Annotated in this window: 27 protein-coding genes, 1 tRNA gene and 2 pseudogenes; 15 read left to right on the top strand and 15 right to left on the bottom strand. The window is 67.2% G+C overall.

The features are described from left to right. Positions 1 to 275 precede the first annotated feature (275 nt). A complete protein-coding gene (locus SZ55_RS01455) occupies positions 276 to 1598 on the bottom strand; it encodes an APC family permease (RefSeq protein ID WP_044400153.1) in 1323 nt (440 codons plus the stop codon). 114 nt (positions 1599 to 1712) lie between these two features. Continuing rightward, positions 1713 to 2528: a carbon-nitrogen hydrolase family protein gene (locus SZ55_RS01450; protein WP_044400150.1), complete on the bottom strand. Its 816-nt coding sequence runs from the start codon at positions 2526 to 2528 to the stop codon at positions 1713 to 1715. A gap of 150 nt (positions 2529 to 2678) precedes the next feature. Here SZ55_RS01450 and SZ55_RS01445 point away from each other — a divergent pair, with 150 nt between their 5' ends. Continuing rightward, complete coding sequence (locus SZ55_RS01445) at positions 2679 to 3467, top strand: helix-turn-helix transcriptional regulator (RefSeq protein WP_044400146.1); 789 nt, start codon at positions 2679 to 2681, stop codon at positions 3465 to 3467. Between the two features lie 606 nt (positions 3468 to 4073). On the opposite strand, the gene SZ55_RS01440 is transcribed toward SZ55_RS01445, so the two are convergent. From SZ55_RS01440 to SZ55_RS01425, 4 genes are all read right to left on the bottom strand, one after another. Further along, positions 4074 to 5384 (bottom strand): NAD(P)/FAD-dependent oxidoreductase, encoded by a 1311-nt coding sequence (locus SZ55_RS01440; RefSeq protein ID WP_044400143.1) that lies wholly within the window; start codon positions 5382 to 5384, stop codon positions 4074 to 4076. A 74-nt stretch (positions 5385 to 5458) separates the two neighbouring features. Beyond that, positions 5459 to 6823 (bottom strand): glutamine synthetase family protein, encoded by a 1365-nt coding sequence (locus SZ55_RS01435; protein ID WP_044400141.1) that lies wholly within the window; start codon positions 6821 to 6823, stop codon positions 5459 to 5461. A gap of 468 nt (positions 6824 to 7291) precedes the next feature. Next, complete coding sequence (locus tag SZ55_RS01430) at positions 7292 to 7828, bottom strand: hypothetical protein (protein WP_044400139.1); 537 nt, start codon at positions 7826 to 7828, stop codon at positions 7292 to 7294. A 60-nt stretch (positions 7829 to 7888) separates the two neighbouring features. Continuing rightward, complete coding sequence (locus SZ55_RS01425) at positions 7889 to 8782, bottom strand: LysR family transcriptional regulator (protein ID WP_044400137.1); 894 nt, start codon at positions 8780 to 8782, stop codon at positions 7889 to 7891. 50 nt (positions 8783 to 8832) lie between these two features. Here SZ55_RS01425 and SZ55_RS28925 point away from each other — a divergent pair. From SZ55_RS28925 to SZ55_RS28565, 3 genes and pseudogenes are all read left to right on the top strand, one after another. After that, positions 8833 to 9138, top strand: a pseudogene (locus SZ55_RS28925) (EamA family transporter); the annotation flags it as partial. Continuing rightward, a pseudogene (locus SZ55_RS28920) lies at positions 9051 to 9251 on the top strand (hypothetical protein); the annotation flags it as partial. The pseudogenes SZ55_RS28925 and SZ55_RS28920, both read left to right, overlap by 88 nt. Before the next feature lie 48 nt (positions 9252 to 9299). Next, the gene (locus tag SZ55_RS28565) at positions 9300 to 9791 is read left to right on the top strand and encodes a DMT family transporter (protein ID WP_236692375.1); all 492 of its coding nucleotides are present in this window, start codon (positions 9300 to 9302) and stop codon (positions 9789 to 9791) included. A 138-nt stretch (positions 9792 to 9929) separates the two neighbouring features. Here the strand turns inward: SZ55_RS28565 and pcsA are convergent, their stop codons facing one another. After that, the gene (pcsA, locus tag SZ55_RS01415) at positions 9930 to 10652 is read right to left on the bottom strand and encodes a phosphatidylcholine synthase (protein ID WP_044400135.1); all 723 of its coding nucleotides are present in this window, start codon (positions 10650 to 10652) and stop codon (positions 9930 to 9932) included. A gap of 301 nt (positions 10653 to 10953) precedes the next feature. Between pcsA and SZ55_RS01410 the strand changes: the two genes are divergently transcribed. From SZ55_RS01410 to SZ55_RS01390, 5 genes are all read left to right on the top strand, one after another. After that, on the top strand, positions 10954 to 11160 hold the full coding sequence (locus tag SZ55_RS01410; protein ID WP_044400132.1) for a cysteine-rich CWC family protein: 207 nt from the start codon (positions 10954 to 10956) through the stop codon (positions 11158 to 11160). Beyond that, complete coding sequence (locus SZ55_RS01405) at positions 11160 to 11852, top strand: 16S rRNA pseudouridine(516) synthase (protein ID WP_044400130.1); 693 nt, start codon at positions 11160 to 11162, stop codon at positions 11850 to 11852. Before SZ55_RS01410 ends, SZ55_RS01405 begins: the two co-directional genes overlap by 1 nt. A gap of 429 nt (positions 11853 to 12281) precedes the next feature. Beyond that, the gene (locus SZ55_RS01400; RefSeq protein ID WP_044400128.1) at positions 12282 to 13166 is read left to right on the top strand and encodes an alpha/beta fold hydrolase; all 885 of its coding nucleotides are present in this window, start codon (positions 12282 to 12284) and stop codon (positions 13164 to 13166) included. Positions 13167 to 13286: 120 nt separating this feature from the next. Continuing rightward, a tRNA-Gly gene (locus tag SZ55_RS01395) sits at positions 13287 to 13360 on the top strand. Positions 13361 to 13505: 145 nt separating this feature from the next. Continuing rightward, on the top strand, positions 13506 to 14015 hold the full coding sequence (locus SZ55_RS01390; RefSeq protein ID WP_044400126.1) for a GNAT family N-acetyltransferase: 510 nt from the start codon (positions 13506 to 13508) through the stop codon (positions 14013 to 14015). 173 nt (positions 14016 to 14188) lie between these two features. On the opposite strand, the gene SZ55_RS01385 is transcribed toward SZ55_RS01390, so the two are convergent. Next, on the bottom strand, positions 14189 to 14392 hold the full coding sequence (locus SZ55_RS01385) for a hypothetical protein (RefSeq protein WP_044400124.1): 204 nt from the start codon (positions 14390 to 14392) through the stop codon (positions 14189 to 14191). A 3-nt stretch (positions 14393 to 14395) separates the two neighbouring features. Then, a complete protein-coding gene (locus SZ55_RS01380) occupies positions 14396 to 14575 on the bottom strand; it encodes a hypothetical protein (protein ID WP_152644414.1) in 180 nt (59 codons plus the stop codon). Positions 14576 to 14846: 271 nt separating this feature from the next. On the opposite strand from SZ55_RS01380, the gene SZ55_RS01375 reads away from it, so the two are divergent. Both SZ55_RS01375 and SZ55_RS01370 read left to right on the top strand, forming a co-directional pair. Next, a complete protein-coding gene (locus SZ55_RS01375) occupies positions 14847 to 15104 on the top strand; it encodes a helix-turn-helix domain-containing protein (protein WP_044400120.1) in 258 nt (85 codons plus the stop codon). A gap of 184 nt (positions 15105 to 15288) precedes the next feature. After that, a complete protein-coding gene (locus tag SZ55_RS01370) occupies positions 15289 to 15543 on the top strand; it encodes a DNA-binding protein (protein ID WP_044400117.1) in 255 nt (84 codons plus the stop codon). Positions 15544 to 15615: 72 nt separating this feature from the next. Here SZ55_RS01370 and SZ55_RS01365 read toward each other — a convergent pair whose 3' ends face one another. Next, complete coding sequence (locus SZ55_RS01365) at positions 15616 to 15822, bottom strand: hypothetical protein (protein ID WP_044400114.1); 207 nt, start codon at positions 15820 to 15822, stop codon at positions 15616 to 15618. Between the two features lie 218 nt (positions 15823 to 16040). Between SZ55_RS01365 and SZ55_RS01360 the strand changes: the two genes are divergently transcribed. Beyond that, positions 16041 to 16757, top strand: coding sequence for a hypothetical protein (locus SZ55_RS01360; protein WP_044400111.1), 717 nt, complete (start codon positions 16041 to 16043; stop codon positions 16755 to 16757). Positions 16758 to 16815: 58 nt separating this feature from the next. Here SZ55_RS01360 and SZ55_RS27225 read toward each other — a convergent pair whose 3' ends face one another. Next, complete coding sequence (locus SZ55_RS27225) at positions 16816 to 17394, bottom strand: hypothetical protein (protein WP_082078107.1); 579 nt, start codon at positions 17392 to 17394, stop codon at positions 16816 to 16818. Between the two features lie 214 nt (positions 17395 to 17608). Between SZ55_RS27225 and SZ55_RS01355 the strand changes: the two genes are divergently transcribed. From SZ55_RS01355 to SZ55_RS01345, 3 genes are all read left to right on the top strand, one after another. After that, positions 17609 to 18052, top strand: a complete 444-nt coding sequence (locus tag SZ55_RS01355; protein ID WP_044400108.1) for a hypothetical protein — start codon at positions 17609 to 17611, stop codon at positions 18050 to 18052. A 163-nt stretch (positions 18053 to 18215) separates the two neighbouring features. Further along, positions 18216 to 18926: a response regulator gene (locus SZ55_RS01350; protein WP_152644413.1), complete on the top strand. Its 711-nt coding sequence runs from the start codon at positions 18216 to 18218 to the stop codon at positions 18924 to 18926. Continuing rightward, entirely contained in the window at positions 18923 to 19999 is a 1077-nt protein-coding gene (locus SZ55_RS01345; protein WP_044400102.1) for an ATP-binding protein, read from the top strand. Before SZ55_RS01350 ends, SZ55_RS01345 begins: the two co-directional genes overlap by 4 nt. A 34-nt stretch (positions 20000 to 20033) precedes the next feature. Here the strand turns inward: SZ55_RS01345 and SZ55_RS01340 are convergent, their stop codons facing one another. The 4 genes from SZ55_RS01340 to SZ55_RS01325 all read right to left on the bottom strand — a co-directional run bounded on the left by SZ55_RS01340 (position 20034) and on the right by SZ55_RS01325 (position 26444). Then, positions 20034 to 21479 carry an efflux transporter outer membrane subunit gene (locus SZ55_RS01340; protein ID WP_044400100.1) on the bottom strand — a complete coding sequence of 482 codons (1446 nt, stop codon included), beginning with the start codon at positions 21477 to 21479 and terminating at the stop codon, positions 20034 to 20036. 1 nt (position 21480) lies between these two features. Further along, positions 21481 to 24618, bottom strand: a complete 3138-nt coding sequence (locus SZ55_RS01335) for an efflux RND transporter permease subunit (RefSeq protein WP_044400097.1) — start codon at positions 24616 to 24618, stop codon at positions 21481 to 21483. Positions 24619 to 24633: 15 nt separating this feature from the next. Further along, on the bottom strand, positions 24634 to 25797 hold the full coding sequence (locus tag SZ55_RS01330) for an efflux RND transporter periplasmic adaptor subunit (RefSeq protein WP_044400094.1): 1164 nt from the start codon (positions 25795 to 25797) through the stop codon (positions 24634 to 24636). Between the two features lie 155 nt (positions 25798 to 25952). Then, entirely contained in the window at positions 25953 to 26444 is a 492-nt protein-coding gene (locus tag SZ55_RS01325; RefSeq protein ID WP_044400091.1) for a hypothetical protein, read from the bottom strand. Positions 26445 to 26813: the final 369 nt, after the last annotated feature.

Genomic DNA, 26813 nt, shown 5'->3' with positions numbered 1-26813 from the left:
GGATTCTCCTCTCGATCCGTTCAGACGCGATCATCACTGCACCCGGCCCAACCTTGTGAATGCGAGCTCGAAGCTCTGGATACCGTTCGGGCTGTTCGAGTGAGTGTGGAGGGGCGGAGCACTATCTACGTTGCAGGCTCGCGGCCTAAGGGTGGGCACGGCTTCCTATCCCTCCCCCGATGATCAGTCGGGGACTATGCCCCTGGGGTGGGGCTGTAGTCGAGATACAAGGGTGGGCTTCAGCCCACCCTCAGCGTCACCCGCAGCAGCTGACCTCAGGCCTCTTCGAAGTGCAGCTCCGGCGGCTGGCGGCGGAAGCCGCCGGTGAGCCAGGCGAGGTAGATCACCCCCAGGGCCAGCCAGGAGAGGCCGAGGATGATCGCCAGGTGGTCGAGGCTGATCATCAGCCACAGGGTGGAGACCATGCCGATCAGCGGGCAGACCACGAACAGCAGCGCCTCGCGCGGGCCGCGCTGATCGCTGCGCAGCCAGTAGTGGAAGATCACCGACAGGTTCACCAGGCTGAAGGCCAGGAAGGCGCCGAAGTTGATGAAGGAGGTGGAGGTGGTCACGTCCATCTTCAGCGCCAGCAGGGCCACCACGCCGCACAGCACGATGCTGCCCACCGGGGTGCCGAAGCGCTCGCTGAGGCGGCCGAACAGGGACTGCGGCAGCACGCCGTCGCGGCCCATGGCGAACAGCAGGCGCGAGGCGCTGGCCTGGGCGGAGAGGCCCGAGGTGAACTGGCCGACGATCAGGCCGATGAGGAACACCGAGACGAACACATCGCCGCCGATGTTGCGGGCGATCTCGTAGGCCGCCGAGTCCGCGCTCTGGAACTCGATGGACGGGTGCGCCAGCTGCACGAAATAGGAGGTGGCGATGAAGATCAGCCCGCCGATCAGGGTGATCAGCAGGATCGCCCTGGGAATGGTCCGGCGCGGGTCGCGGGTCTCTTCAGTGAGGGTGCTCACCGCATCGAAGCCGAGGAAGGAGTAGCAGGCGATGGCCGCGCCGCTCATCACCAGCGGCAGGTTCAGGCCCTCACCGACGAAGGGCGCCAGGGACCACAGCGGCTTGCTCGCATCGCCCAGCACGTAGTGCACGCAGAGCGCGACGAAGGCCAGCAGCACCAGGAACTGCACCAGCATCAGCGCGCCGTTGACGGTCTTGGCCAGCTTCAGCCCGACCACGTTGATGGCCGTGGTGACGCCGATGAAGGCCAGCACCCAGAGCGCCTGGGGCACGTCGGGGAAGGCCGAGTGCAGGTAGGCCGCGCCGATCAGCCAGATGGCCATGGGCAGGAACAGGTAGTCCAGCAGTACCGCCCAGCCGGCGAGGAAGCCCAGCTTGGGGCTGATGGATTTGCGCACGTAGGTGTAGGCCGAGCCGGCCACCGGGAAGGCGGCGGCCATCCGCGCGTAGCTCAGCGCGGTGAACAGCATGGCCAGGGACGCGGCCACGTAGGCGGCGGGCACCAGGCCCTGGGTGACGTCGGCGAGGATGCCGAAGGTGCCGAGGACGATGATCGGGGTCATGTACGCGATGCCGAACAGCACCACGGACCCCAGCGACAGGGTGCGCTGAAGACGAGCCATTACTGCTACTCCGAATTGTTGGTTGTTATGGCAGAGCCGAAGTCGGCGAAGGTGGAGCGACCGCCTCGAACGGGCGGCCAAGCGGGCGCCCTGCAGGCGCCCGTCAATCGTGATTCAGGGGATCAGCCACTCGCGCAGGCCGCCCTCGTGCTCGACCAGCCGGCCGGGCAGGTGCAGGCGGCGTTCGTCGAGGTAGCGGTAGTCGCTGCGGGCGGCGGCGAGCTGGGCCAGGTCCAGTTCGATGACCTGCCGGCACGGCTCGCGCCCGGCTTCCAGCAGCAGGTGGCCGAAGGGATCGACCACGGCGCTGCCACCGGCGAACACCAGCCCGCCGTCGCCCTCGCCCACGCGGTTCACCATCACGGCGAAGGCCTGGTTCTCCATGGCGCGGCCCATGATCGCGGTGCGGTGGGTGGGGCCGTAGGGGTCCATGTTGCCGTTGGTGACGATGATCAGCTCGGCGCCGAGCTGGCCAAGGGCACGGGCGCTCTCGGGGAACTCGATGTCGAAGCAGATCAGCAGGCCCACGCGCACGCCCTTGTACAGGCAGGTGGCGTAGCGGTCGCCGGGGGTGAAGATGCCGCGGTCGGAGGCCCACAGGTGGGTCTTGCGGTACGTCAGGGCGATGCCTTCGGGGGTGATCAGCAGCGTGGTGTTGTAGTAGGTGCCGGCGTCGTTCTCGGCCACACCGATGGCCACGGCGACGTTGCGCTCGCGGGCGGCGCGCTGTACGGCCTGGACGGTGGGGCCATCCAGCGGTTCGGCGACGGCGGCAATGTTCTCGGCGGTGGGGAAGCCCATCAGGTGGGTCTCCGGGAACACCACCAGGTCGGTGTCGGCGGCGCAGGCGGCGATGGATTCCAGGGCAGCGGCGAGGTTGTGGGCGGTATCGCCGTCACGACCGGTGAGCTGGACGAGTTCGACCTTCATGGGCACTCCTGATTCTTGTCGTTGCGCGAGACCTGCTGGCGCAAAACGGTCAGAATGCGCGCTGCGTCGGTCCCGGTGTTCGCGCAGTATGGAACCCCCGGCGCCTTCGGTGAAATCACGCCCGCGTGGTAACCCATCAGGGGTAGAAGCATGACGTTGAGCCTGCAGGACATCGCCTGGCACCGCTCGGTCGGGCAACTGATCGAGTCGCTGGACGCCCCGGGTTTCTGGGTGGCGCTGGTGCGCACCCTCGGCCAGTACGTGCCCCACGACAGCTGGGTGGCGCTGCTGTTCAGCGAAGGCCGGCCCCTGGTGTTCGCCGAATGCCCGGGCGAGGACGGCGAGCCGGACCTGCTGTTCCAGGACTACCTGGACGGCCTCTACCTGCTGGACCCCTTCTACATCCACAGCCGCGAAAGCAACCGTGGCGGCCTGCTGCGCCTGGCCGACGTGGCGCCGGAATGCTTCGAGCAGACCGACTACTACCAGCGCTACCACCGCCTCAACGTGGTGACCGACGAACTGCAGTTCAACGTGCCGCTGGAGGGCGGGCGCACCCTGTGCCTGTCCCTCGGCTCGCGCCAGGCCTTCACCCCCGAGCAGATCGCCCTGTTGAGCCTGGTGGAACCCTGGGTGGTGGGGCTGATGCGCCAGCGCCTGGCCTTCGAGGCCGAACGCCTGGCCAGCACCCCGCAACCGGCGCCGAACTGGGAGGTGCAGCTGGAACAGGTGGGCCAGCAGGTGGAAAGCGCCCTCACCGCCCGCGAGCTGGAAGTCGCCCGGCTGATGCTCAGCGGCTGCTCCAGCAAGGAAGTGGCGCGCAAGCTGGCCATCTCGGCGGAGACGGTGAAGGTCCACCGCAAGCACATCTACGCCAAGCTCGGGATCAAGTCGCAGTCGGAGCTGTTCTCGCTGTTCCTCAAGGCGCAGCGGGGGTAGGCCACAGGGGCGAGGGAGCGCTGCGCGCTCCTTGGCGAATGAATTCGCCCCTACAGATACCGTGCCCCGTGGGAGTGAATTCATTCGCGATCAGGCCCGGTGCCCTCACCCTTTGCGGTTAAACCGCCCCCATATCCCCGCAACGGATTGATGCGGTTCGCCGAGCTCACCGCATCCTACGGGCCTGCTACGTCCGTAGGATGGGCTGAGCTATGCGAAGCCCATCGTTGCTGGAGGGCTGCGGATCGGTAGGGTGCCGTGCCATGTGGGTGTGACTTCATTCGCGTTCAAGGCCCGGCGCGCTCACCCTTTGCGGTTTAAACCGCTCCTACATCCCCGTAACGGATCGATGCGGTTCGCCGAGCTCACCGCATCCTGCGGGCCTGCTCCGTCCGCAGGATGGGCTGAGCTATGCGAAGCCCATCGTTGCTGGCGGGCTGCGGATCGGTAGGGTGCCGTGCCATGTGGATGCGACTTCATTCGCGACCAAGGCCCGGCGCCCTCACCTTTTTGCGGTTGAAACCGCTCCCACAGGGAGCGGGCAAGGCCCCCGCAGGATGGAATGAGCTCGGCGAATCCCATGCGGCTGGCCCGGGCTACGGGGCTTTAGCGGAGTTTTTCCAGCATCTGGTAGTACCACATGCCCACGGCGAGCATGGGGTTGCCGAACACGTCGCCCATGGGGACCTTGATGTGGGAGCAGCCGGCGAAGGTGTCGAAGCGCCCCAGGGTGCCGGTCATGGCCTCGGCCATGATCTCGCCCATGATGTGGGTGGTGGCCACGCCGTGGCCGGAGTAGCCCTGGCAGTACCAGACATTGGGCGAGAGCTTGCCCAGCTGCGGGATGCGGTTGATGACGATGCCCATGGCGCAGCTCCATTGGAACTCGATCTCCACGCCCTTGAGCCGGGGGAAGGTGCGCTCGATGGCCGGGCGCAGTTCCGCGGCGATGTCCCGCGAGTCGCGCCCGGAGTAGTTGGCGCCGCCGCCCAGCAGCAGGCGCTTGTCGGCGGTGAGGCGGTAGTAGTCGAGCACGAAGCGGCAGTCGTAGACGGCCAGGTCCTGCGGGTTGATCTGGTCGGCGACCTCGCCCAGCGGGCGGGTGGTGACGATGCCGCCCATGGCCGGGAAGATCATGCCCTTGAGCTTCTTGCGCTCCAGCTTGTGGTAGACGTCGCCGGCCAGCAGCACCTGCCCGGCATTGATCCGACCCTGGGCGGTGACCACCGCCGGGCGCGGCCCGTGGATGATCTCCAGCACCTCGGAGTGCTCGAAGATCATCGCCCCCAGGCTCTCGGCCGCGCGGGCCTCGCCCAGGCACAGGTTGAGCGGGTGCAGGTGCATGTTGCGGGTGTTCTTCAGCGCGCCCAGGTACAGGTCGCTCTCCAGGTGGCTGCGCATGCCGGCGGCATCCAGCAGGGTCACCTCCCCTTCCATGCCACGGGCCAGGGCTTCCTCGTAGGAGGCCTTCAGCTCGTCCATGTGCGCGGGCTTCATCGCCGCGTGCAGGTGACCGTGCTTGAGGTCGCACTGGATGCCGTAGCGGGCGACGCGCTGCTTGATGATCTCGTGGCCACGCCAGCGCAGGTTCCAGATGAAGTCATCCACCTCCTTGCCCAGGCGCTGGCGCATCTGCTTGCGCATGGCCTCGTCGCCGGAAAGGCTGCCGGTCACCTGGCCGCCGTTGCGGCCGGTGGCGCCCCAGCCGATCTTCTTGGCTTCCACCAGGGCCACCTTGAGCCCGCGCTCGGCCAGTTCGACGGCAGTGGCGACGCCGGTGAAACCGCCGCCGATGATGACCACGTCCGCTTCGACCGTGCCGGTCAGGGTGGGGTAGTCGGTCTCCTGGTTGAGGGTGGCGGTGTAGTAGGAGCGGCAGCGCTCGGCGCTGGCGGTGTTCTTCAGTGCAGCATTCATCGGGTCATTCCTTCAGTGCCCCTGTGGGGGCATCCAACGGGTGCAGGCCGCCCGGCGGCCCGCGCAAAAAAGGGTCAGGCCTGGTCCATGTACCAGCGCCAGTCCTGCTCGCTGACTTCGGCCATGAACTGGCGGTACTCGGCGCGCTTCACGGCCAGGTACACACCGAGGAAGGCCTCGCCGAACGCTTCGCGGGCCCAGGTGGACGCCTCCAGGGCGCGCAGGGCGGTGAGCCAGTCGGTGGGCAGGCGCTCGGTGGCCTGGGCATAGCCGTTGCCCTGGACCGGCTCGCCGGGGTCGATCTCGTCGCGCAGGCCGCGGTGGATGCCGGCGAGGATGGCGGCCGCCGCCAGGTAGGGGTTGGCGTCGGCGCCGCAGATGCGGTGCTCCACGTGCCGGCTGGCCGCCGGACCGCCCGGTACGCGCAGGCTCACGGTGCGGTTGTCCACACCCCAGGTGGGCGCCAGCGGGGCGTAGCTGTTGGCCTGGAAGCGGCGGTAGGAGTTGGCGTTGGGGCAGAACAGCAGCAGCGAATCCAGCAGCGAGTCGAGCATGCCGCCCACCGCCAGGCGCAGCAGCGGGGTGCCGGCCGGGTCTTCGCTGGCGAACAGGTTGCGGCCCTGCGCGTCGGCCAGGCTGACGTGCATGTGCATGCCGGTGCCGGCCAGGTGGTCGAAGGGCTTGGCCATGAAGCAGGCGCGCATGCCGTGGGCATTGGCCACGCCCTTGACCAGGCGCTTGTAGCGCACGGCCTGGTCCATGGCGGTGAGGGCGTCGCCGTGCTCCAGGGTGATCTCCACCTGGCCGGGGGCGTACTCGGAGATGGCGGTGCGCGCCGGGATGCCCTGGGCCTTGCAGGCGGCGTAGAGGTCGGCGAGGAACGGCTCGATCTGCTCCAGCTCGCGCAGGCCGTAAACCTGGGTGGTGCGCGGGCGGCGGCCGTCGGTGTCCAGCGCCGGTTGCGGGCGGCCCTGGGCGTCGTTCTTCTGGTCCAGCAGGTAGAACTCCAGTTCGCAGGCCATCACCGGGTGGTAGCCGTCGGCCTTGAGCTGGTCGATCACCTGCACCAGCAGGTGGCGCGGGTCGGCGATGGCCGCCGGCATGCCCTCTTCGGGGTGCATGCACACCTGCAACGCGGCGGTGGGCATGCGCCGCCAGGGCAGGCGCACCAGGCTGCCGGGCAGCGGGTAGGCGCGGCAGTCGATGTCGCCCACGTCCCAGACCAGGCCGGAGTCCTCCACGTCCTCGCCGTTGAGGGTGAGCCCCAGGATGGTGCTCGGCAGCGGCCGGCCGCTCTGGTAGACGGCGAGCAGCTCCTCGCGGTGCAGCAGCTTGCCGCGCGGCACGCCGTTGGCATCGAGGATGAACAGCTCGAAGGTGTCGATGTCCGGGTTCTGGTCCAGGAAGTCCTGGGCTTCCTGCGCTCTGGCGAATGTCATGTGGCTCCCTCTGCGCCCTGTGGCGCGCGAAATGGTCCCGTCCCTGGCCATGCAAAGGCTGTGCAGGCGGGCAAGGTCAACGATAGTCACGGTGCGGCGCGTGGGCCGCGATCAGACAGGTGCGCTATCCGGCGGGCGCGCGTGGCGGCAGTGCCAGAGCGCCCAGAAGGCCAGTTCGAGAGGGAGGGAGACGCGGGTCAGGGCCGGCCACCGGCGGCACCGCCAGCGCACGCTGCCCAGGTGGGGCGGCGTGTGCGATACGGGGGCGGTTGTGCGGGTCGAACCCATCGGGAAGGTGCCGAAAACAAGGATGCCCCGGAGACTCGCACGCCCCCATGGGTGCTTAAAATCCAGTTTTTCCTATCTTTGGTTCAGGCGGCGCTAAACAAATTACCGCCCGTGGGGGCGGGCTCGACCGCGAAGTGCCCGAGCGCCGGGCCTCCGCGAATGGCTCCGCCCCCGCACGCCTCAGGCGTCGTCCTGGGCGCCCTGCATGGCCTCGTAGACGGCCACGGCCTCGATGCCCAGCTCTTCGGCCAGCTCCAGCACGCGCGGCAGGTCCTGGGTGTAGACCAGCACGGCCTGCAGCACGCCCTCTTCCATCGGGTCGCTGAAGCCCACCAGCACGTAGCCGCCCTTCTCCGGGTAAAGGGCGCTGAGCTGCACCTGGATGCTGCGCACGGCGCGCAGCGGCTCGACCTTCTTCAGCTGCTTGGGCTGGATGTTGAAGGTCACGCTCGGGCCGAAGGAGGCAATGATCTGGCTCAGCAGCTCCGGGTAGTCGTCCGCGTGGAACAGCACGGTCTCCGGCAGGCTGCCCACCACCACCCACTCGCCGAGGGGGATGGTGAAGGTGTCGTCGTAGTTGATGTCGGGGTTGGCCGCGAGGAAGGCTTCCGGGTCGGCATAGGCCTGGGCCGCTTCGTCGGCGATCTGCTCGATCTCTTGCTCGGTCATGCAACCCGAGCTGATTTTGGTGATGAGTTCGACGAGCTGCGCTTTCATGGCAAGGAAGTCCTGGGGTGGATAACGAGGCGTGAAGGATATAGGCAAGCCGCCGCGCCGTCAGCCGAACCGGCCCTCGCGCTGCAGGCGCCGGGCGATGGCGAGGAAGGCCCGCGCCGCCGGGCTGGCGGCGGCCTCGTCCAGCAATGCCAGGCCGACCTCACGCCGCACCGGCGGCGCCAGGGGGCGGGCCACGTAGCCCGCCGGACGCCCGGCATCAGCAGCCGGCAGCGCCAGCTCGGCCACCAGCGTGATACCCAGGCCCGCCTCCACCTGGGCCAGGGTGCTGAGCAACTGGCCGGTGCGGTAGCGGATGCGCGGGCTCAACCGGGCGGCGGCGAACACACCGGACACCAGCGGCGCCGAACCGGCGGCGGTGAGGATGAAGGGGTCGTCGCAGAGGGCCGCCAACGGCAGCGCCGCCTGTTCGGCCAGCGGGTGGCCACGGGGCACCACCGCCACCAGTTGATCCTCCACCAGGGGCAGGGTGTCGAAGCGGTTCTCCGGCAGCACCACGAAGCCGATCTCCACCCGCCAGTCCAGCAGCCAATCCAGCACCTGCTGGTCGGTGCCCTCCTCCACATACACCTCGATGCCCGGGTGCGCCTCGGCGAAGGCCGCGAGCAGCGGCGGCAGCAGGCGCAGGGACGAGGTGGGCCCGAACGAGCCGATGCGCAAGGTGCCGCGCCGCAGCCCGCGCGCAGCCGCTGCCTGCTGGGCCATGCCCTCGGCCAGCCCGAGGATCTGCCGGGCCTGCACCAGCAGGTCGCGGCCGATGTCGGTCAGCTCCACCCCGGCCGGATCGCGCCGCACCAGGCTCACACCCAGCTCCTGCTCCAGGGCGCGAATGGCATGGGAAACCGCCGACTGGCTGATGGACAGGCGCAGCGCCGCCGCCGTGAAACCGCGCAGTTCGGCCACCAGGGCGAAGATTTCCAGCTGGGTGAAGGTCATGGGCACCTCATGAGGGTTTGCTCATTTTACGATGAGCCTCGATCAGCAAAATGATATCGACACCCTCCCCGCCGGTCTCCTCCATGACAACCCCATCCCTCGCCCTCGAAGGCCCAGCCCGTCCGCTCATCTACGCCAAGCTCACCACCGTCGCCCTGCTCTGGGGCGGCACCTTCATCGCCGGGCGCCTGGCGGCCCAGGCCCTGCCGCCGCTGGTGGCCGCCTGTGGGCGTTTCGCCGTGGCGGCGGCCCTGCTGCTGGTGCTGGTCTGGCGCCTGGAAGGCGGGCTGCCGCGCCTGGATCGCCGCCAGGTGCTGGTCACGGCCTTGCTGGGGCTGACCGGCATCGTCCTTTACAACCTGTTCTTCCTCGGTCCCTGGCGCGCATTCCCGCCGGGCGCGCTGCGCTGTTCGTCGCGCTCAACCCCATCGTCACCGCGCTGGCGCTGGCCCTGCTGTTTGGTGAGCGACTGGGCCGGCTGCGCTGGCTGGGGATCGTCATCGCCCTGGCCGGCGCCGTGGTGGTCATCTCCCGGGGCGAGCCCGGCGCCGCCCTGCATGACCTGGGCAGCGCCCTCGGCAGCGGTGAGCTGATGATGTTCGGCGCCGTGTGCAGCTGGGCGGCCTACACCCTGCTGGGGCGCTTCGCCCTGCGCGGGCTGAGCCCGTTGGCGGCGACCACCTACGCCACGCTCTGGGGCCTGGCGGTGCTGCTGGTGGGCGCGGCGGCGCAACGGCCGCAGGTGGACACCCGGGCGCTGGGCTGGTCGCTGGCCGCCGCCCTCCTCTACCTCGGCGCGCTGGGCACGGTGGTGGGGTTCGTCTGGTACTACGAGGGCGTGCGCAGCATCGGCCCGGCCCGTACCGCCGTGTTCAACAACCTCGTACCGGTGTTCGGCATGCTGCTGGCGGCCGGGCTGCTGGACGAGCCCATCCTCGGCTCGATGCTGCTCGGCGGCGCGCTGGTGATCGCGGGGGTGAGCCTGACCAATCGGATGCCCCGGCCATAGCCGATGGAGCCTGGCCGGAGAGCACGAAACCAGGCTCGGTGAATACGCCCTGCCGCACCGTCCCCCGCAAGCAGCGGTGAGAAAACGCCCCCACGAAAAAGCCCGTCACAAGGACGGGCTCTTTCACCACCAACCGGCTCAGGCGCGGAGCTTGCCGGTCCAGTCCATCAGGCTGCGCCACAGGCACACGCCCACGAAGTAGGCCGAGGACAGGCCCCACAGCACCAGCATCATCGGCTTCATGCCCGGGTACTGGATGACCAGGAACATGCTGCTCAGCATCCACACGAAGGTCACGGTGATGTTCAGCGGCATCAGGCGCTTCACCCGGAAGGGGTGCAGGAACTTCAGCTTGGTCAGGGTCAGCGCGGCCAGCACGCAGATGATGCCGAAGCTCACCACCGGCGGCAGGTCCAGCAGGTAGAGGTACAGCGCCACCACGTTCCAGGCGGCGGGGAAGCCGACGAAGTAGTTGTCGCTGCTCTTCATGTTCAGGTTGCAGAAGCAGAACAGCGACGACACCAGGATCAGGCTCACCGTGGGCAGCACCGTGTAGTCCGGCAGCGGCACGTAGCGGTAGATGAAGATGGCGGGGATGAACACGTAGGTGAGGTAGTCGATCACCAGGTCCAGCGTCGAACCGTCGAAGTTCGGCAGCATGGTGCTGGTCTGGACCTTGCGCGCGAAACTGCCGTCCAGGCCGTCCACCAGCAACGCCGCGCCGAGCCACAGCAGGCAGTCGCGGGGGTGGTTGTCGAAGAGTGCCAGGATGGCCATCAGGGCCAGCACCACACCGGTGGCAGTGACGCCGTGGGCCGACCAGGCCTTGGCTTTATTGACCGCGTTGATTTGAGTGGACACGTTCGTCTCTATTCCGCTGAGTGGTGACGATGTTGGGTAGACAACAGGTTTTTCCTACACGTTCATCGATCGAGTCCGAGCGACGACGGGCACAATGCCGAAGATTCTACTCGTTGCGCCAGTCATTCGATGCAGCTTCCTTCACGTTGGGCACGCTCCGCCGCCCAGCGGCTTGCCCCTGTGCCGCCGCAGCGCCCCGGCCAGAGGCCCGGCAGGCGCCTGACCGACCGTCGGCCCGCTGCGGCTTGCATCCCCGCCCACCCCGCTGCACCCTAGCGCGCCGAAACCCGACGCCCGTCCCATGAGCCAGCCCCTCGACCCGACCCGTTGCCCGCTCTGCGGCCAGCCCAACCAGTGCAGCCTCGCCCGTGGCGACGCCCAGCCGTGCTGGTGCTWCAGCGTCGAGATCGACCCCGAGGCCCTGCGCCAGGTGCCGCTGGAGGCGCGCGACCGCGCCTGCCTGTGCCCCCGCTGCGCCCGCCTGCGCGCCGACGACGAGCCGGCCTGATGCGCCTCGACCGCCTGCTGGGCAACCTCCCCGACCTCAACCGCCAGGACGCCCGCCTCGCCCTGGCCGCCGGCCGCGTGCAGGTCAACGGCGCCCCCGAGCGCGACGCCCGGCGCGAAGTGCGCGTGTTCGACCGCGTCACCCTCGACGCCCGCGAGATCCAGCCCGGCAAGCCCGCCCGCTACTTCATGCTGCACAAGCCGGCCGGCTGGGTGAGCGCCACCTGCCACGACGAACACCCCACCGTGCTCGACCTGCTGGACGAGCCCGACAAGCACGAACTGCACCTGGGCGGCCGCCTCGACCTCACCACCACCGGGCTGCTGCTGATCACCAACGACGGCCTCTGGTCGCGCCGTGTGACCCAGCCCGAAACCAAGCAGCCCAAGGTCTACCGCGTGGAGACCGAAGACGAGATCGACCCCGCCTGCATCGCCGCCTTCGCCGCCGGCCTCTACTTCGCCTACGAAGACCTCGTCACCCGCCCCGCCCAGCTGGAAATCCTCGCCCCGCGCCAGGCCCGCCTCACCCTGCACGAAGGGCGCTACCACCAGGTCAAGCGCATGTTCGGCCACTTCAGCAACAAGGTCGTCGGCCTGCACCGCGAGCGCATGGGCGACCTGCCGCTGGACCCGGCCCTGGGCCCCGGCCAGTACCGCGCCCTCACGCCGGACGAGATCGCCCTGTTCTGAGGCCCGACCAGCGGCCGCCCGATCTCCCGAACCTTTCGCCCCCGGCCCCACTCACAGCAACGTGGCCAGGCAGCCGACCAACTGCAGGTTTTTTTTCGGCCAGAGGCTTGCGGGCGGAAAACGCGGCTGCTTAACTCCCAACCCAAGGTCAGAGTGTGACCAATGAGTCACAACAACCTTCCAAGCGACCCGCTGTACCGGCGCACGCGCCCTGCCCTGTTCCACCTGCCTGGTCAAAGGACCCACTCCAACGCCCCTCAGCGGCGCTGGAACGGCCACCCTTTTTCGCTGTAAATCATTGAAAAATAAATAATTCTAAAATCCTCGCCTGACATTCCCCTGTCATCTCCAGGCGTTTATCTGACTGCCATGCGCCGCGAACGATGCCCCCATCGCCCGCTCGTCCAACCTGCGCCCGGAGGAAACGACATGAGGCCTCAAACCCAAGTCGTCACAGTCAACAGGAAGTACAAGGTTCACACGGAGTTCTACGCCAACCCGCAGGCCAGCCGGACCATCATCCTGGTCAACGGCTCCCTCGCCACCACGGCCTCGTTCGCGCAGACGATCAAGTACCTGCACCCGCAGTTCAACGTCGTGCTCTACGACCAGCCCTACGCCGGCCAGTCCAAGCCCCACAACGACCACGGCAGCCCCGTCACCAAGGAAGCCGAGGCCGAGATCCTCCTCGCGCTCATCGAGCACCACCAGGTGGACTACGTCTCCTCCTTCTCCTGGGGCGGCGTCGCCACCCTGCTCGCCCTGTCGCAGAACCCGGCGCGCATCCGCAAGGCGGTGATCAACTCCTTCTCGCCGGTGCTCAACGAACCGATGCTCGACTACCTGCGCAACGGCATGACCCACCTCCAGGCCCTGGACCGGGAGAACGTCGCGCAACTGGTCAACGCCACCATCGGCCGCTACCTGCCGGCCCTGTTCAAGCGCTTCAACCACAAGCACGTCGCCAGCCTCGACGACCACGAATACCTGCAGATGCACTTCCACATCCGCCAGGTGCTCAACCTCGACGCCCACTGCTACGTCGACTGCCTGCAAGCCGTGGACATCCCCCTGCTGTTCATCAACGGCGAGCACGACCTCTACACCTCCCCCGAGGACGCCCGCGGCTTCGCCCGCCACGTGCGCGACTGCCAGTTCGCCACCATCCGCAACGCCGGCCACTTCATCGACCTGGAGCACAAGGCCGGCTGGCAGCAGACCCAGGACGTCCTGCTGGGCTTCCTCAACGCCCCCACCCGCAGCCAGCAGCCCCGCGTCCTCCACGGCCTGGGCCCGCAGGCCATGGCCGTATGACGCGCACACCCGGCCGCCAGCGCCCGACGCAGGCGGCCGGCAAGGTGCGTTTCATCACGGAAGGTTCAGGGGCGGGGCTTCATTTCGGCCACGACTTCTGGTAAAAAGTCGGCCTCGCAAGCGGGCGTCGTATAATGGCATTACCTGAGCTTCCCAAGCTCATGACGAGGGTTCGATTCCCTTCGCCCGCTCCAGAAATCAAAAAGCTAAGCCCCTGAATAACCTCGGTTTTCAAGGGCTTAGTCGTTTCTGGGGGTTGGGAAGTGTGAAAGAACTCAGCAAATCCCGCCGCCACTCCAGCCATCGATGCAAGCGCCATTGAATCGAGGTGTGCCCAAGATGCCGAGTCTCATTACCTGCGATGAAACGTCAGTGCATTCACGTATTCGTCTAACACCGCTATGCCCTGCAGATACCGCAGATCTCGTGAGGTTGTATACCGACCCTGTGGTGCGCGCTTACTTGGGAGGCCCGCTCAGCAAAGAGGCGGCAGTGAAGAGGGCGGAACTTGAGGTAGGTGCTCACAGAGAAGCCCCTTTATGGGTCATCCGAACCCAGCGAGCTGGGCAGTTCGCTGGCGTTGTTTCGTTCGACCAGCATCATGATGGCGTTGATATTGAGGTGAGTTACGAACTGCTCCCGGAGCACTTCGGCAAGGGATACGCCACCGAGGCGTTAACCCTCGCGCTGCACTACGGGAAAAACGTGATGGGACTTAGAAGAGTGATTGCCGAAACGCAGAGCAGAAATCTCGCCTCCATACGCTTGCTCAAGAGAATCGGGATGACCCTTGAGCGTGAGCTGACGCGTTTCAATGAGCCTCAAAGCATCTACGCAATCACCTGGTGATGACAGACCGTCACGTCCTTCCTCGCAAATGCCAGCTGGCTCGCCCTGAAAAGCCCGGATCGACTGGCGGTGGTAGGTGCTGCCATCAAGAGCCAAGCCCCTGAACCCCATACTTCCAGGGGCTTGGTCGTTTCCAGGGCTTGCAAGTGTCGGCGTCACCCGCCCTCCCCTGCCTACGGATCGGGCTCCCGCTCCAGCATCTGCTGGGTCAGCAGCGCCACGTTGACCATCACGTACTTGCCCACCTTGCGGGACGGTAGGTAGCCGTTGCGAATCCAGCCCCACACCACGTCGTGTTCGTCGCCCATGCGAATCCAGTTGGCGAACTGGCGCCATGGCATCAGCGGTGGCGGCGCCAGGAAGTCATCACGGTCCATGGCCTAGCTATCCTTCACGGATTCTGAACGGTGGCGTGTCCAGAAGTCGGCACGGGCGCGGTGGAGCGCGGCGCGCAGGCCGTAGTACAGGGCGTTGTCCCCCAGTTTGTTGAGGCAACTGACCTGCAGGTCGTCCACGAAGCCGGCGACGTGGAACAGCAGCACCAGCTGGCGAAACCTCATGGCAGCCGCGTTGGGATCGCGGTGCAGGTCGAAGCGGATGATCCGGAGCAGTCGGAACAGCAAGCTGGTAGCAGCGCGGTAAGGGCTCCGGGCTTTACGGCATGACATAAGAACAAGGTAGTTTTCTTCCATCTCCCTGGCCTTTGTTGCACTATGTTGGTCTTTATTGGGAAATGATGATTTGCATTTAATGCAAATCACATAATGCAAGAATATCCACCGTTGCAGATAGTTAGTAGCACTATTTGCTAATTACTAAGAACAAATTGGAATGATCAGAGAGCGGCTTATAGCCATATGGGACGCGAAGAGCTTCACAGCCAAGAAGCTGCAGGAGCTGAGCGGTATCGACCGCGAGAAGTGGTACGCCCTACGAAATGGAAAGCGCCGTGCGAACGAAGACGACATCGAAGCAATGGCCAACATCACGCCGGAGTACGCGCTGTGGCTTGTGAGCGGAAAGATCGCTCCCGAGTGCGGCCAGACCAGCCCCGAGTACGACCAGGCGAATGCCACGGATACCGAATAGGCCCTCTATATAGAAGCGGCCCGCCAGTCCCCTCGGCGAGCCGCCCGTAACACCCAGCCCTCAACCCGCACCATCACGGAGGAAACGTCAGCTCCTCCACGGTGAGCATCCCACCCGATGCCCTCACCGCCAGCTTCACCGCCCCTCCAGAACCCTCCAGCACCTCCAAAGGCGAATTGAGAATATGAGAGAGCGAATCGTCGCGATACTTGAGCATAAGAAGCTCACGGCCAAGAAGCTGGAAGAGCTGAGCGGTGTCGACCGCGAGAAGTGGTATGCGCTCAGAAAGGGCGGAAGGAGGGTCAACGAGGACGACATCAAGGTCATCGTCGAACTGGCCCCGGAGTACGCGCTGTGGCTCGTGAGCGGAAAGATCGCTCCCGAGTGCGGCCAGACCAGCCCGGAGTACGGCCGGGCTAATGCTACGGATACCGAATAGGCTCTCTATATATAGAAACGGCCCGCCAGTTCCCCGGCGAGCCGCTCGTAACACCCAGCCCTCCCCCCAGCATCACGGAGGAAACGTCAGCTCCTCCACGATGAGCATCCCACCCGGTGCCCTCACCGCCAGCTTCACCGCCCCCTCCAGAACCTCCAGCACTTCCACCTCGATCCCCTGGGTCAGCAGCAACCGCATCACCCGCTCGTCCGGCTCCCCATCAAGGATGTTGATCGACACCACATCGCCCGCACGGCAGACACCTTCATGTAATTGCATGTGTGACACACCTCACATTTTCACGAGGTGAAGAACAGCACAGGGGCCGGGTTCGCGCGAGGGTGGCCAGATGGATTCAGACGTCTCCTAGGAAACTTCGGCATCCCAGCTACCCCTGCATGCGTAGGTCCCCTACCAACGGGCATGGGCACCGGCGTTGATAACGGCGCCCTGGCTGAATAGGATTCAGCGGCTTGCCGATCAAAGGAGTGATGGCCATGAAAGCCGACTGGGACGACGCCCCCCGCCATGTAAGACGGAACGGGAAAAACGCATGGGTTCGCTGGCTGGTGCCAGGGCTCGCAGGCTGTGCCCTGGTGTTTGGCTTGCTCAACCTGGCAGGCACCCACTTCGCCTTCCCCCGCTTCAATGATCAACCCGCCGAACCGCCAGCGGAATACGTGCATACCGATCCATACGGCAACGGGGCTGAACGGCAACCGCAAACCGCCACCGCCGAAGAGCAGTTCTGGGCCGATCAACGCCGCAAGGAAGAACAGCGCCGGGCACAGGCCCAAGCCCAGCAGCGGCAGACCGACTTCAACGACCACAACTACACGCCCCGGCAGCCCGACAACGTGGTGAGCATGGAAGGCGTACGGCAGTCGCTCGCCTATCAGCAGCCCAACCAGCAAACGACCACCCGCCGCCGATCCATTGAGAAGGACGGCCAGATGGTCAGGAAATGGGACGGCGGCGGCAGCTACTACGCAACCTGGACCATCGTGAACAACTACATCGACAACGGCAGCGTGTGCGACAACCACAAGCGCGGCTCGATCGATTACCGGGAGTGCCGCAAAGGCGCGAAGCAGTTTTTCAAAGCCGAGTGCAGGGGCTGGGGAGAGCGCTTGCAGCAGGACCGTGAGCCGAGCAGCGAGCTTATGAAGCAGCGCTACTGCTCCGCCGCCAGCAGCTTTAGCCTGATGATGTAGCGCCTACAGACGTACCTGAATGGCGTTGGAAATCACGGCTCTTGGATAGCTTCGACCGTCACGTTTCACTTAACTCTCTCTCCGGCCGCCAGTGCTTTTCGACAGCCCAAAGTGGCTCGCTCCCTTGAAGCAGTTTGAAAGCCGCTACGTAGGCGTCGTAAGTCGGTTTGTCGAAGTCTGTCCAAGACTCACCGAAGCGTCGTGCGGCGTTCAGCGCAGCCCGAAATTCGGCAAGGGAGGCATCGTTTCGACGCTGATGGCTATAGGTGACGAGAGCCCTGATCAGCACGCGATCAATCGGCGGATGCAAAGCCCTGACACTCGGGTCGTCATGGTGCCCTGCACACACCAATTTCGACTTCAGGTAGATGTTGACCAGCTTCTGGGCACGCCCATACGTGCATTCCAACGATGTGACCCGTGCTGCCTCGCAAACGGCTTCGATACGCTGGTGAATAAACGCATCTACTTCGTCCGGAGGTGGTAGGTCAGTCGGACTAGAGATGCGATCAAGCCCGGCACTCTCTATCAGCCTCTTCGCCACGGCAACGGTGTAGCCCTTTCCACGCCGCGCATACGCTCGCCCAGCTGCCCATACGGCGAATCGGTGCTTGTGCTCGTCAATTCCGTAATTCAAAGACGTGCCTCGATGAGGTTCTGAAAGAAGCGCATCCTAACGCCACCCCCATACATGATGCACCGCTCCCCAGGCACCMCCTTGCCGCCCCCCGGCACACACCTGCCGCCCTCCTCCACCCGCACGCACCTGCAAGCCGCGCCATCCGGCGYCTGCAGGGCTCGGCATGGAACCTGCTAATAACGGGCCTAGCCCAACCTGAAGGAGCAGAACCATGAGGATCGATACCCAGTTGATGCAGGGGGCCGGCGCCTCCAGCACGCAGAAAACCGGCCGGGGTGCGGCGCAGGGCACGGGGGATTTCGCCGGGGACTATGCCGCCGCGCGGGCCGGCGAGAAGGCGGGGCAGCCGCCCAAGGCCGACTTCAGCCACATGAACCGTGGCGAGCTGATGGAGTGGATCAACGCCCAGGTCAAGGCGACGGGCACGCTGGATGGCACCGAGTCGCTGGTGTCCATGACCCTCAACGGTGTGTCGGCAGTGGATGGCAGCGCCGACAACAGCCGCAGCTTCGATTACCTGAAGCTGCTGCGCGACGGCATCGACGGGGCGCAGCAGCGCAACGACATGAAGGAAGCCGAGCGCCTGCGCTCCACCCTGGACCTGCTCGGCCGCTACCAGGAAGACGGCGCCTCCAACAGCCACTGGCAGGCGTAACGCCGACCACCCCAGGGGAACCGCCGCCCCTGGGCGGCGGCCCGCAGCACCCTGAGATCGGTGCGACGCCGTTGGTATCCGCCCCCGTGTTTGGCGCGATAATGCGCCGCTGAACACACAGGTGCCTTCCATGAACCAGCGAGCTACGGACTCGACCGCCGCGATGCGGAGCAAACCGGCCGACGCCCTCATTCTCATTGCCGAAGACGAAGTGGAGATTGCCGAGATCCTCGCGGCCTACCTCCAGCGCAGCGGCTTGCGCACCGTCCACGCCAGAGACGGCCAGGACGCACTGGCCCGGCACCACAGCCAGAAGCCCGACCTGGTGCTGCTGGACGTGCAGATGCCGCTGCTGGACGGCTGGCAGGTGCTCAGCGAGATCCGCCATCGCGGCGACACCCCGGTGATCCTGCTCACCGCACTGGACCAGGACATCGACAAGCTGACCGGGCTGCGCATCGGCGCGGACGACTACGTGGTCAAGCCCTTCAACCCGGCAGAAGTGGTGGCGCGGGTGCAGGCCGTGCTGCGGCGGGCGAAGGCCACCCGCGCCGAGGGCTCGCGGGTGCTCAGCGCCGGCGCCTTCCGTATCGACCTAGACAACCACGAAGCGAGCGTGGAGTGCGCCGGCCGGCGGCACCTGCTGGACCTCACCCTCACCGAGTTCAAGCTGCTCACCAGCCTGATGCGCACACCCCGGCGGGTGTTCAGCCGTGGCGAACTGCTGGAGGCCTGCCTGCCCGAGGGCGACACCCAGGAGCGCACGGTGGACAGCCACATCAGCAAGCTGCGCAAGAAGCTGGAGCTGCTGGGCATCCAGGGCGTCCCCACCAGCGTGCGCGGCGTCGGCTACCGCTTCGGTGGCGAAGCATGAGCCGCATCCCGGGCCTGCGCCGACAGATCATCCTGTCCCTGTGCACCATGGCGCTGGGCATCATGCTCATCTCCATCGTCGGCACCTACGCCTTCTATGCCGTGCTCGACGCCTACGAGCCCGGCAGCATCTCGGATACCTGGCTGCCCACGCGCGTCGAGCTGGCCTGGGTGCTGGCCACCATCCTCGCGGCGCTGGTGATCGCCGGCTACGTGGCCTTCCAGCTCTCCCGGCGCATCCTCACCCCGCTGAACTCGGTGGCCCACAGCCTGCGGGAGGTGGCCCAGGGCAACCTGCAGGCCCGCGCCGCGCTGGACGAACACGCCATGGGGGAAACCGCCCAACTGGTGCACGACTTCAACACCATGGCCGAACGCCTGGAGGGCATGACCCGCGAGCAGCAGTTCTGGAACGCCGCCGTGGCCCACGAGCTGCGAACCCCGGTCACCATCCTCCGCGGGCGCCTGCAAGGGCTGACCGAGGGCGTCTTCACCCCCAGCAACGAGATGTTCGAAGGGCTGCTGCGCCAGGTGGAAGGGCTTGGCCGGCTCATCGAAGACCTGCGCGTGGTGAGCCTCAATGACAGCGGCCACCTGGAGATGGAGCTGGCCCCGACCGACCTGGCGCAGGAGGTCACCAGCATCGCCCAGGCCTTCACCTCCAGCCTGGAGGCCAAGGGCTTCGTGCTGCAGCTGGAGGTGCCCGCCCGGGCCCAGGTGGAGTGTGATGCCTTCCGCATCCGCCAGGCGCTGTTGGCCCTGCTGGAGAACGCCCTGAAGTACGCCGAACCGGGCGCGCTGAAGATCCACGCCCACATCGAGGACGGCACCTGCCGGGTGAGCGTCGAGGACAGCGGCCCGGGCCTGCCGGCCGAAACTGCCGCGCTGGTGTTCGAGGCCTTCCGCCGGGGCGACCCCTCCCGCTCGCGGAAGAGCGGCGGCAGCGGCCTTGGCCTGTCCGTGGTCCGGGCCATCGTCGAAGCCCACGGCGGCCACGCCACCTGCCACCCCTCATCGCTCGGCGGCACCGCCTTCAGCCTCAGCTGGCCGGTGCGGGGTGGCGTGACCGGCTGACGCCGGCGCCGCCCCTCCACGCGCCAATCCCCCCTCAGCCGCCCCCGGCGAAAGCGCTCACCAGGGACACCGGCGCGTCCCCGTCCTGCGCGTTCAAGCCACCGCCCAGGGCCTTGTAGAGGGCCACGGCGTTGCTGGTCTTCTCCCGGCGCAGCTCCAGCAGTGCCTGGCGCGCGGCATACAGCTGGCGCTGGGCATCGAGCAATTCCAGCCGGCCATCGAGCCCGGCGCGGTAGCGCTGTCCAGAGAGGTACAGCCGGCGCTCGGCGGCGCTGACGGCCTGCAGCTGAGCGTCGATCTGCCGGTCGAAGGTGGCCGTGCCCGCCAGGGCGTCCGCCACCTCGCGGAAGGCGATCTGGATGGCCCGCTCGTACTGCGCCACCGCCTCGGACTTGCGCACCTTGGCCAGGCGCAGTTCCGCCCGCAAGCGCCCGCCCTGGAACAGCGGCACCGTCAGTTGCGGGGCGAAGCGCCAGACCTGCCGGGACGGGTCGAACAACCCGTCCAGCGAGGTGCTGGCATAACCGAAGGAGGCGGTCAGGGAGATCTGCGGGAAGAACGCCGCCCGCGCCGCGCCGACGTCCGCGTTCGCCGCTTCCAGCACCTGCTCGGCCTGGCGCAGGTCGGGGCGGGCCAGCAGCAGCTCCGACGGCAACCCTGCCGGCAGGCGGCCAAGCAACGGCTGCTGCGCCAGGGACAGGGCCGGCGGCAGGTCTGCCGGCAGTTCGCCGCCTACCAACAGCTGCAGCGCGTTGTCAGCCTGGGCGCGGGCGCGTCGGCGCGCCTCCAGATCGGCCTGGGCGCTGGCCACCTGGCCTTCGGCCTGGGCCACGTCCAGCGCGCTGTTCTGGTCGGCCTGTTTCAGCAGGCGCGCCAGGGCCAGGGATTGCTCCCAGTCCGCCAGGGTCTGCTCGGCCAGCTGCTGCTGCTCGGCGGCCAGTTGCTGGGCGAAGTAGGCATCGGCCACCGCCCCCACCAGCGCCACCTGCGCGGCGTCACGCCCCTCTTCGCTGGCGAAGTAGCGCGCCAGCGCAGCATCGGAGAGCGCCCGCACGCGGCCGAACAGGTCCAGCTCGAACGCGCTGACGCCCAGGTTCACCCCCACCTGCTTGCTCACCGTGCGGCTGGAGCGCTCGCTGGAGTCGGCCGCCAGGGCCCGCTCGCGGGTCTGGTTGGCCTCCAGCGCCACCGAAGGCAGGCGCGCGGAAGACTGGATGCGGAACATCGCCTGGGTCGCCTCCACATTGAGGGCCGCCAGGCGCAGGTCGCGGTTCTGCTCCAGCGCCTGCTCGATCAGGCGTTGCAGGCGCGGGTCGCCGAACATGCGGCGCCAGCCCGGCAGCGGCGCGGCCGCGACGGACGGAGCGCCCGCCAGCTGCGGGAACTGCGCCGGCACCGGCGGTGCGGGCCGCTCCAGGGGCGGCACCAGGGAACAGGCGCCAAGGCTCGCGGCCAGGGCCAGCGGGATCAACAGGCGCATGTCAGGCCTCCTCGCGCGGGGATTGGGGAGCGGTGCGTCGGGCCCGCCGGGCGCCGAGGCGCTCCTGCAGGCCGATGACGAACACGAAGAACGCCGGCACGAAGCACACCGCCAGCAGCGTGCCGCTGAGCATGCCGCCGAACACCCCGGTGCCGATGGCGTGCTGGGTCTCGGCACTGGCGCCGGAGGCGAGCATCAGCGGCACCACGCCGAGGGTGAAGGCCAGCGAGGTCATCAGGATCGGCCGCAGGCGCAGGCGCGCCGCCATCACCGCCGCCTCCGCCAGGCTGCGGCCTTCGGCGTGCAGCTGGCGGGCGAACTCGACGATGAGGATCGCGTTCTTCGCCGAGAGGCCGATGATGGTGATCATCCCCACCTTGAAGAACACGTCGTTGGGCAGGCCGCGCAGCATCACCGCCGCCACCGCGCCCAGCAGGCCCAGCGGCACCACCAGCATCACCGACAGCGGGATGGACCAGCTCTCGTACAACGCCGCCAGCACCAGGAACACCACCAGCGCGGAGAGCAGCATCAGCAGCGGCGCCTGGGCCGCCGACTGACGCTCCTGCAGGGACTGCCCGGTCCAGGCCACGGCGAAGCCCGCCGGCAGCTGCGCCACCAGCCGCTCCATCTCGGCCATGGCGTCGCCGCTGGACACGCCCGGCGCGGGGCCGCCGGCGATGCGCACCGCCGGGAACCCCTGGAAGCGCATCATCTGCTGCGGCGACTCGGTCCAGATCGGCGTCACCACCTCGCGCAGCGGCACCATGCCGCCGGCGGCGTTGCGCACCCGCAGGCCGAGCACGTCGTCCAGCTGCATGCGCGCGGCAGCGTCCGCCTGGAGGATGACCTGCTGCATGCGCCCGGCATTGGGGAAGTCATTGACGTAGAGCGAGCCCATGGCCGCCGACAGGGTGCTGCTCACCGCCGCGAACGACACGCCCATGGCCTCGGCCTTGCGCCGGTCGATCTCCAGGCGAATGCTCGGCCCCGGCGGCAGACCGTCCGGGTACACGTCGCTCACCACGCTGCTCTGCGCCGCCAGCTTGAGCAGCTGCGCCTGGGCCTCGCGCAGCGCCGCCTCACCCCGGCCGGCGCGGTCCTGGAGGAACAGGGTGAAACCGGAAGAAGTGCCCAGCTCGTCGATGGCCGGCGGCAGCAGGCTCATCACCGTGCCCTCGGGAATCTCCGCCATCGCCGCCTGGGCCAGGGCCGACTCCTCGCCGGCCGTTGCGCCGTTGCGCTGGTCCCAGTCCTTGAGCATGGTGAAAGCCATGGCGGCGTTGGGGCCGGAGCCGGAGAAGCTGAAGCCCAGTACCACCAGGTTCGCCTCCAGCGCCGGGCGGCTGGCCACGTGGGCCTCGAAGGTGCGCACCACGTCCAGGGTGCGTTCGGCGGTGGCGCCGGTGGGCAGCTGGATGGAGGTCATGAAGTAGCCCTGGTCCTCCTCCGGCAGGAAGGACGACGGCAACTGGTACGCCGCCAGCGCCAGCACGCCGCAGAGCACGGCGAAGCCCGCCATCATCCGCCCGCTGTGGGCGACCATGCCGGCCACGCCGCCGGTGTAGCGCTCGGTCAGCCGCTCGAAGCCACGGTTGAAGGCGCCGAAGAAGCCACGCCGGGCGTGGTGCCCGGGCGCCACCGGGTGCAGCAGCGTGGCACACAGCGCCGGGGTCAGGGTCAGCGCGAGGAAGGCCGAGAACAGGATCGACACCGCCATCGACAGGGTGAACTGCTGGTAGATCACCCCCACCGAGCCGGAGCCGAACGCCATGGGGATGAACACCGCGGTGAGCACCAGGGTGATGCCCACCACCGCGCCGCTGATCTCCTTCATGGCCCGCGCAGTGGCCTCCCGCGGCGACAGGCCGTGGCTGGCCATCAGCCGCTCGACGTTCTCCACCACCACGATGGCGTCGTCGACGATGATGCCGATGGCCAGCACCATGCCGAACATGGTCAGGGTGTTGATGGAGAAGCCCGCCACCAGCATCACCGCGAAGGTGCCCAGCAGGGCGATGGGCGCGACGATGGCCGGGATCAGCGTGTAGCGCACGTTCTGCAGGAACAGGTACATGACCAGGAACACCAGCACCATGGCCTCGAACAGCGTCTGCACCACCTTCTCGATGGAGACCTTGACGAAGGGCGCCGTGTCGAACGGGACGGAATAGCCCATGCCCGCCGGCATGCTCGGCGCCAGCTCGGCGAGCCGGTCGCGCACGGCCTGGGCGGTACGCACGGCGTTGGCCCCGGGCGACAGCTGGATGGCCGCGCTGGTGGCCGCCACACCGTTCTCGCGGTTGGCGAAGCCGTAGGACTGCGCGCCCAGCTCCACCCGCGCGACGTCACCGATCACCACCCGCGAACCGTCGGCGCCGGCGCGCAGCACGATGGCGGCGAACTGCTCCGGGCTGGACAGCTGCCCCTCCACCGTCAGCGGCACGGTCACCCGCTGGCCGGGCAGCGTCGGCTCGTCGCCGACCCGGCCGGGGGCGATCTGCGCGTTCTGCTGTTCGATGGCCTGGGCCAGGTCGCCCATGGTCAGCCCGTAGGCGGTCAGCTGGTGCGGGTCCACCCAGATGCGCATGGCCTGCTCGGCGCCGAACAGCTGCACGCGCCCGACGCCGTCGATGCGCCGCAGCTCCTGCACGATGTTGCGCGCCAGGTAGTCGTTCAGCGCCACCTCGTCGAAGCGCCCGTCCGGCGAGGTCATGCCCACCATCATCAGGAAGCCGGAGGCCGCGGACTCCACCTGCAGGCCACTCTGCCGCACCACCTGGGGCAGGCGCGGCTCCACCGCCTTGATGCGGTTCTGCACGTCCACCTGGGCCAGCTCGGGGTCGGTGCCGGGCTTGAAGGTGGCAGTGATCTGCGCCGAGCCGGAGGTGTCCACCGAGGACTCGAAATAGAGCAGGTTCTTGACCCCGGACAGCTCGCGCTCGATCAGGCTCACCACCGAGTCGTCCAGGGTCTGCGGCGTGGCGCCGGGGTAGGAGGCGTAGAGCGTCACCGACGGCGGCGCCACCGAGGGGTAGCGGGCAATCGGCAGCTGCGGGATGGCGATCACCCCGAACAGCACGATGAACAAGGCGATCACCCAGGCGAACACCGGGCGCTCGATGAAGAACTGCGGCATGGTCGTCTCCTCGACTCAGTGCGCGGTGGCGGCCAACCCGGCGGCCACGCTGGGCTGCCAAGGGCGCGGGTCGACGGCGGCGCCCTCCTCCAGGCGCTCGATGCCTTCCACCACCACCCGCTGGCCGGCACCGAGGCCGGCGGCGATGCGGTAGCGGCGGTCCACCAGCTCGCCCAGTTCGACGGCGATCCGCTTGGCCTGCTGCTGCTCATCGATCACCCACACGCTGGCCGCCTCACCGGCGCGCACCACCGCCTGCTGCGGCACGGCCAGGGCCGCCGGGTAATGCGCCCGCACCACCCGCGCCCGCACGAACATGCCCGGCAACAGGCGCCGCTCGGGGTTGTCCACCAGCACGCGCAACAGCACATCGCCGGTGCCGGCATCGACGTTGATGCCGGAGAACAGAATGCGCGCGTGCAGGTCGTAGGGCTTGCCGCTGCTGCCGAGGATCTGCACCGGCAGCCCGCCATCGCCGGGCCCGCCACGTGCCTCCAGCACCTCGCGCAGGCGTTCGAGGGAGGCGGCGGACTGGCGCACGTCCACGTACACCTGGTCGATCTGCTGCAAGGTGGCCATGGGCGAGGCATCGGTCGAGGTCACCAGCGCCCCTTCGGACACCAGCGTCTGGTCGATGCGCCCGGAGATCGGCGCCTCCACCGTGGCGAAGCGCAGGTCCAGCTGCCGCCGCGCCAGCACCGCCTGGGCCTGGGCCACGTCGGCCGCCGCCTGCTCGCGCTGGGACACGGCGTCGTCATACACCTGCCGGCTCACCGCCTCGGCCCGCACCAGCGGCGCCAACCGCTCGGCCTGGATGCGCGCGCGATCCAGCACCGCCCGCGCACGCTGCAGGGCGGCGGCCGCGGTTTCCACCTCGGCCTTGAAGGGCGCCGGGTTGATCTGGAACAGCGCCGTCCCGGCCTGGATCTCGGCGCCCTGGCTGAACAGCGTGCGCTGCAGGATGCCGCTGACCTGGGGGCGGATCTCCGCCGTGCGCAGGGCCGCGACACGCCCTGGCAGGTCCTCGTCCACCACCAGCTCGGTCGGCGCCAGGGTCATCACCGTGACCCGCGCCGGCGGCATGCCTTCCTCCGCCGTCGGCGACGGCTCACACCCCGCCAGGCCAAACGCGAACACCCCGATCCACACGGCACGCAGCCGCCCCTTCAGCAATCCCATGACCCACTGCCCTCACGGATGAACGGCCCCGGCCAGAACGGCCGAAAGCCCCAGAAAACGCGAGTCTGGCGGCCTACCGTTGGGATTGATTCGAGGTTTTGTGGAGATCGTGTGGAGGCGGGGCGGGGCGTGCGTCAAAAGCAGAGGGGAGCGCCTCAGGCCGGCTTGCCCGGCCATATCCTCAACTGCTGTGCATAGCGGGTTTCTTCAATCACCTTGGGGTAGGAGCCAGGATCTAGGGCACGCACCACTCCGAAATCCGAACACGTCTCCCGATAGCCGAGCTGGCAACTCGACTGGTCGAAGGCTTCCCGCAGCAATTTCCTGAGCCCGTTCATACGTGCTCGGGCCACCCGGGCGGTCACTTCAATGATGTCCATCTGGTCGATGATTTCCCGATACAGGTCAAAAATCAGCACGTCGTGCATCTCGTCATGCCCCAGAAAGGCATGCAAATCGCCCTCCCCGACCTTGGTACGTTCGAAATAGAGATCCCATAGGCCAGTCAATGCATCCGGATTGACACCGACGTACCGAGCAATGTCTCGCCAGGCTGCCGTGAGGTATTTGGTGTCATCGATCCACTCGTATAGATCAGGCATTGAGATGGAGAACTGGACACTCGCAATACCAATCAAGGGCTGCACGTCACTAACTCCCGACAATCAAAAGCTCCCGGTAAAGCGCAGCAGCGTATTCGAAAGACTGAGTGGCTCACCAGACCACGAAACGAAACTTCGGCGTGGCATCGATGGCCACTCTGCCGCTGTGACAGCCTTCAGATTGTCATACGATTTCCGTTGAATATTTCTTACGCCCCTGTCAGATTCCGCTTCGCTGTACAAGTGTTGCAAAGGATTGCAAGTACAAAGCGACCCAGAAACACCCTCGCGAGTATCTGCAAAATCCCCCTGAATTCCGCTGATCCTGCCGCCAAGTCGTGGCTTTTCGTCGTGGCTGGAAAATAGCGTTCCCGAGCGGGAGTGAACCTCGACCAACAGCTTCTTCTGTGAATT

This window comes from Pseudomonas sp. FeS53a (assembly GCF_000931385.1).
Taxonomy (GTDB): domain Bacteria; phylum Pseudomonadota; class Gammaproteobacteria; order Pseudomonadales; family Pseudomonadaceae; genus Metapseudomonas; species Metapseudomonas otitidis.
The sequence above is the reverse complement of the archived record's forward strand: the minus strand, read 5'-3'. Positions and strand labels throughout refer to the sequence as shown.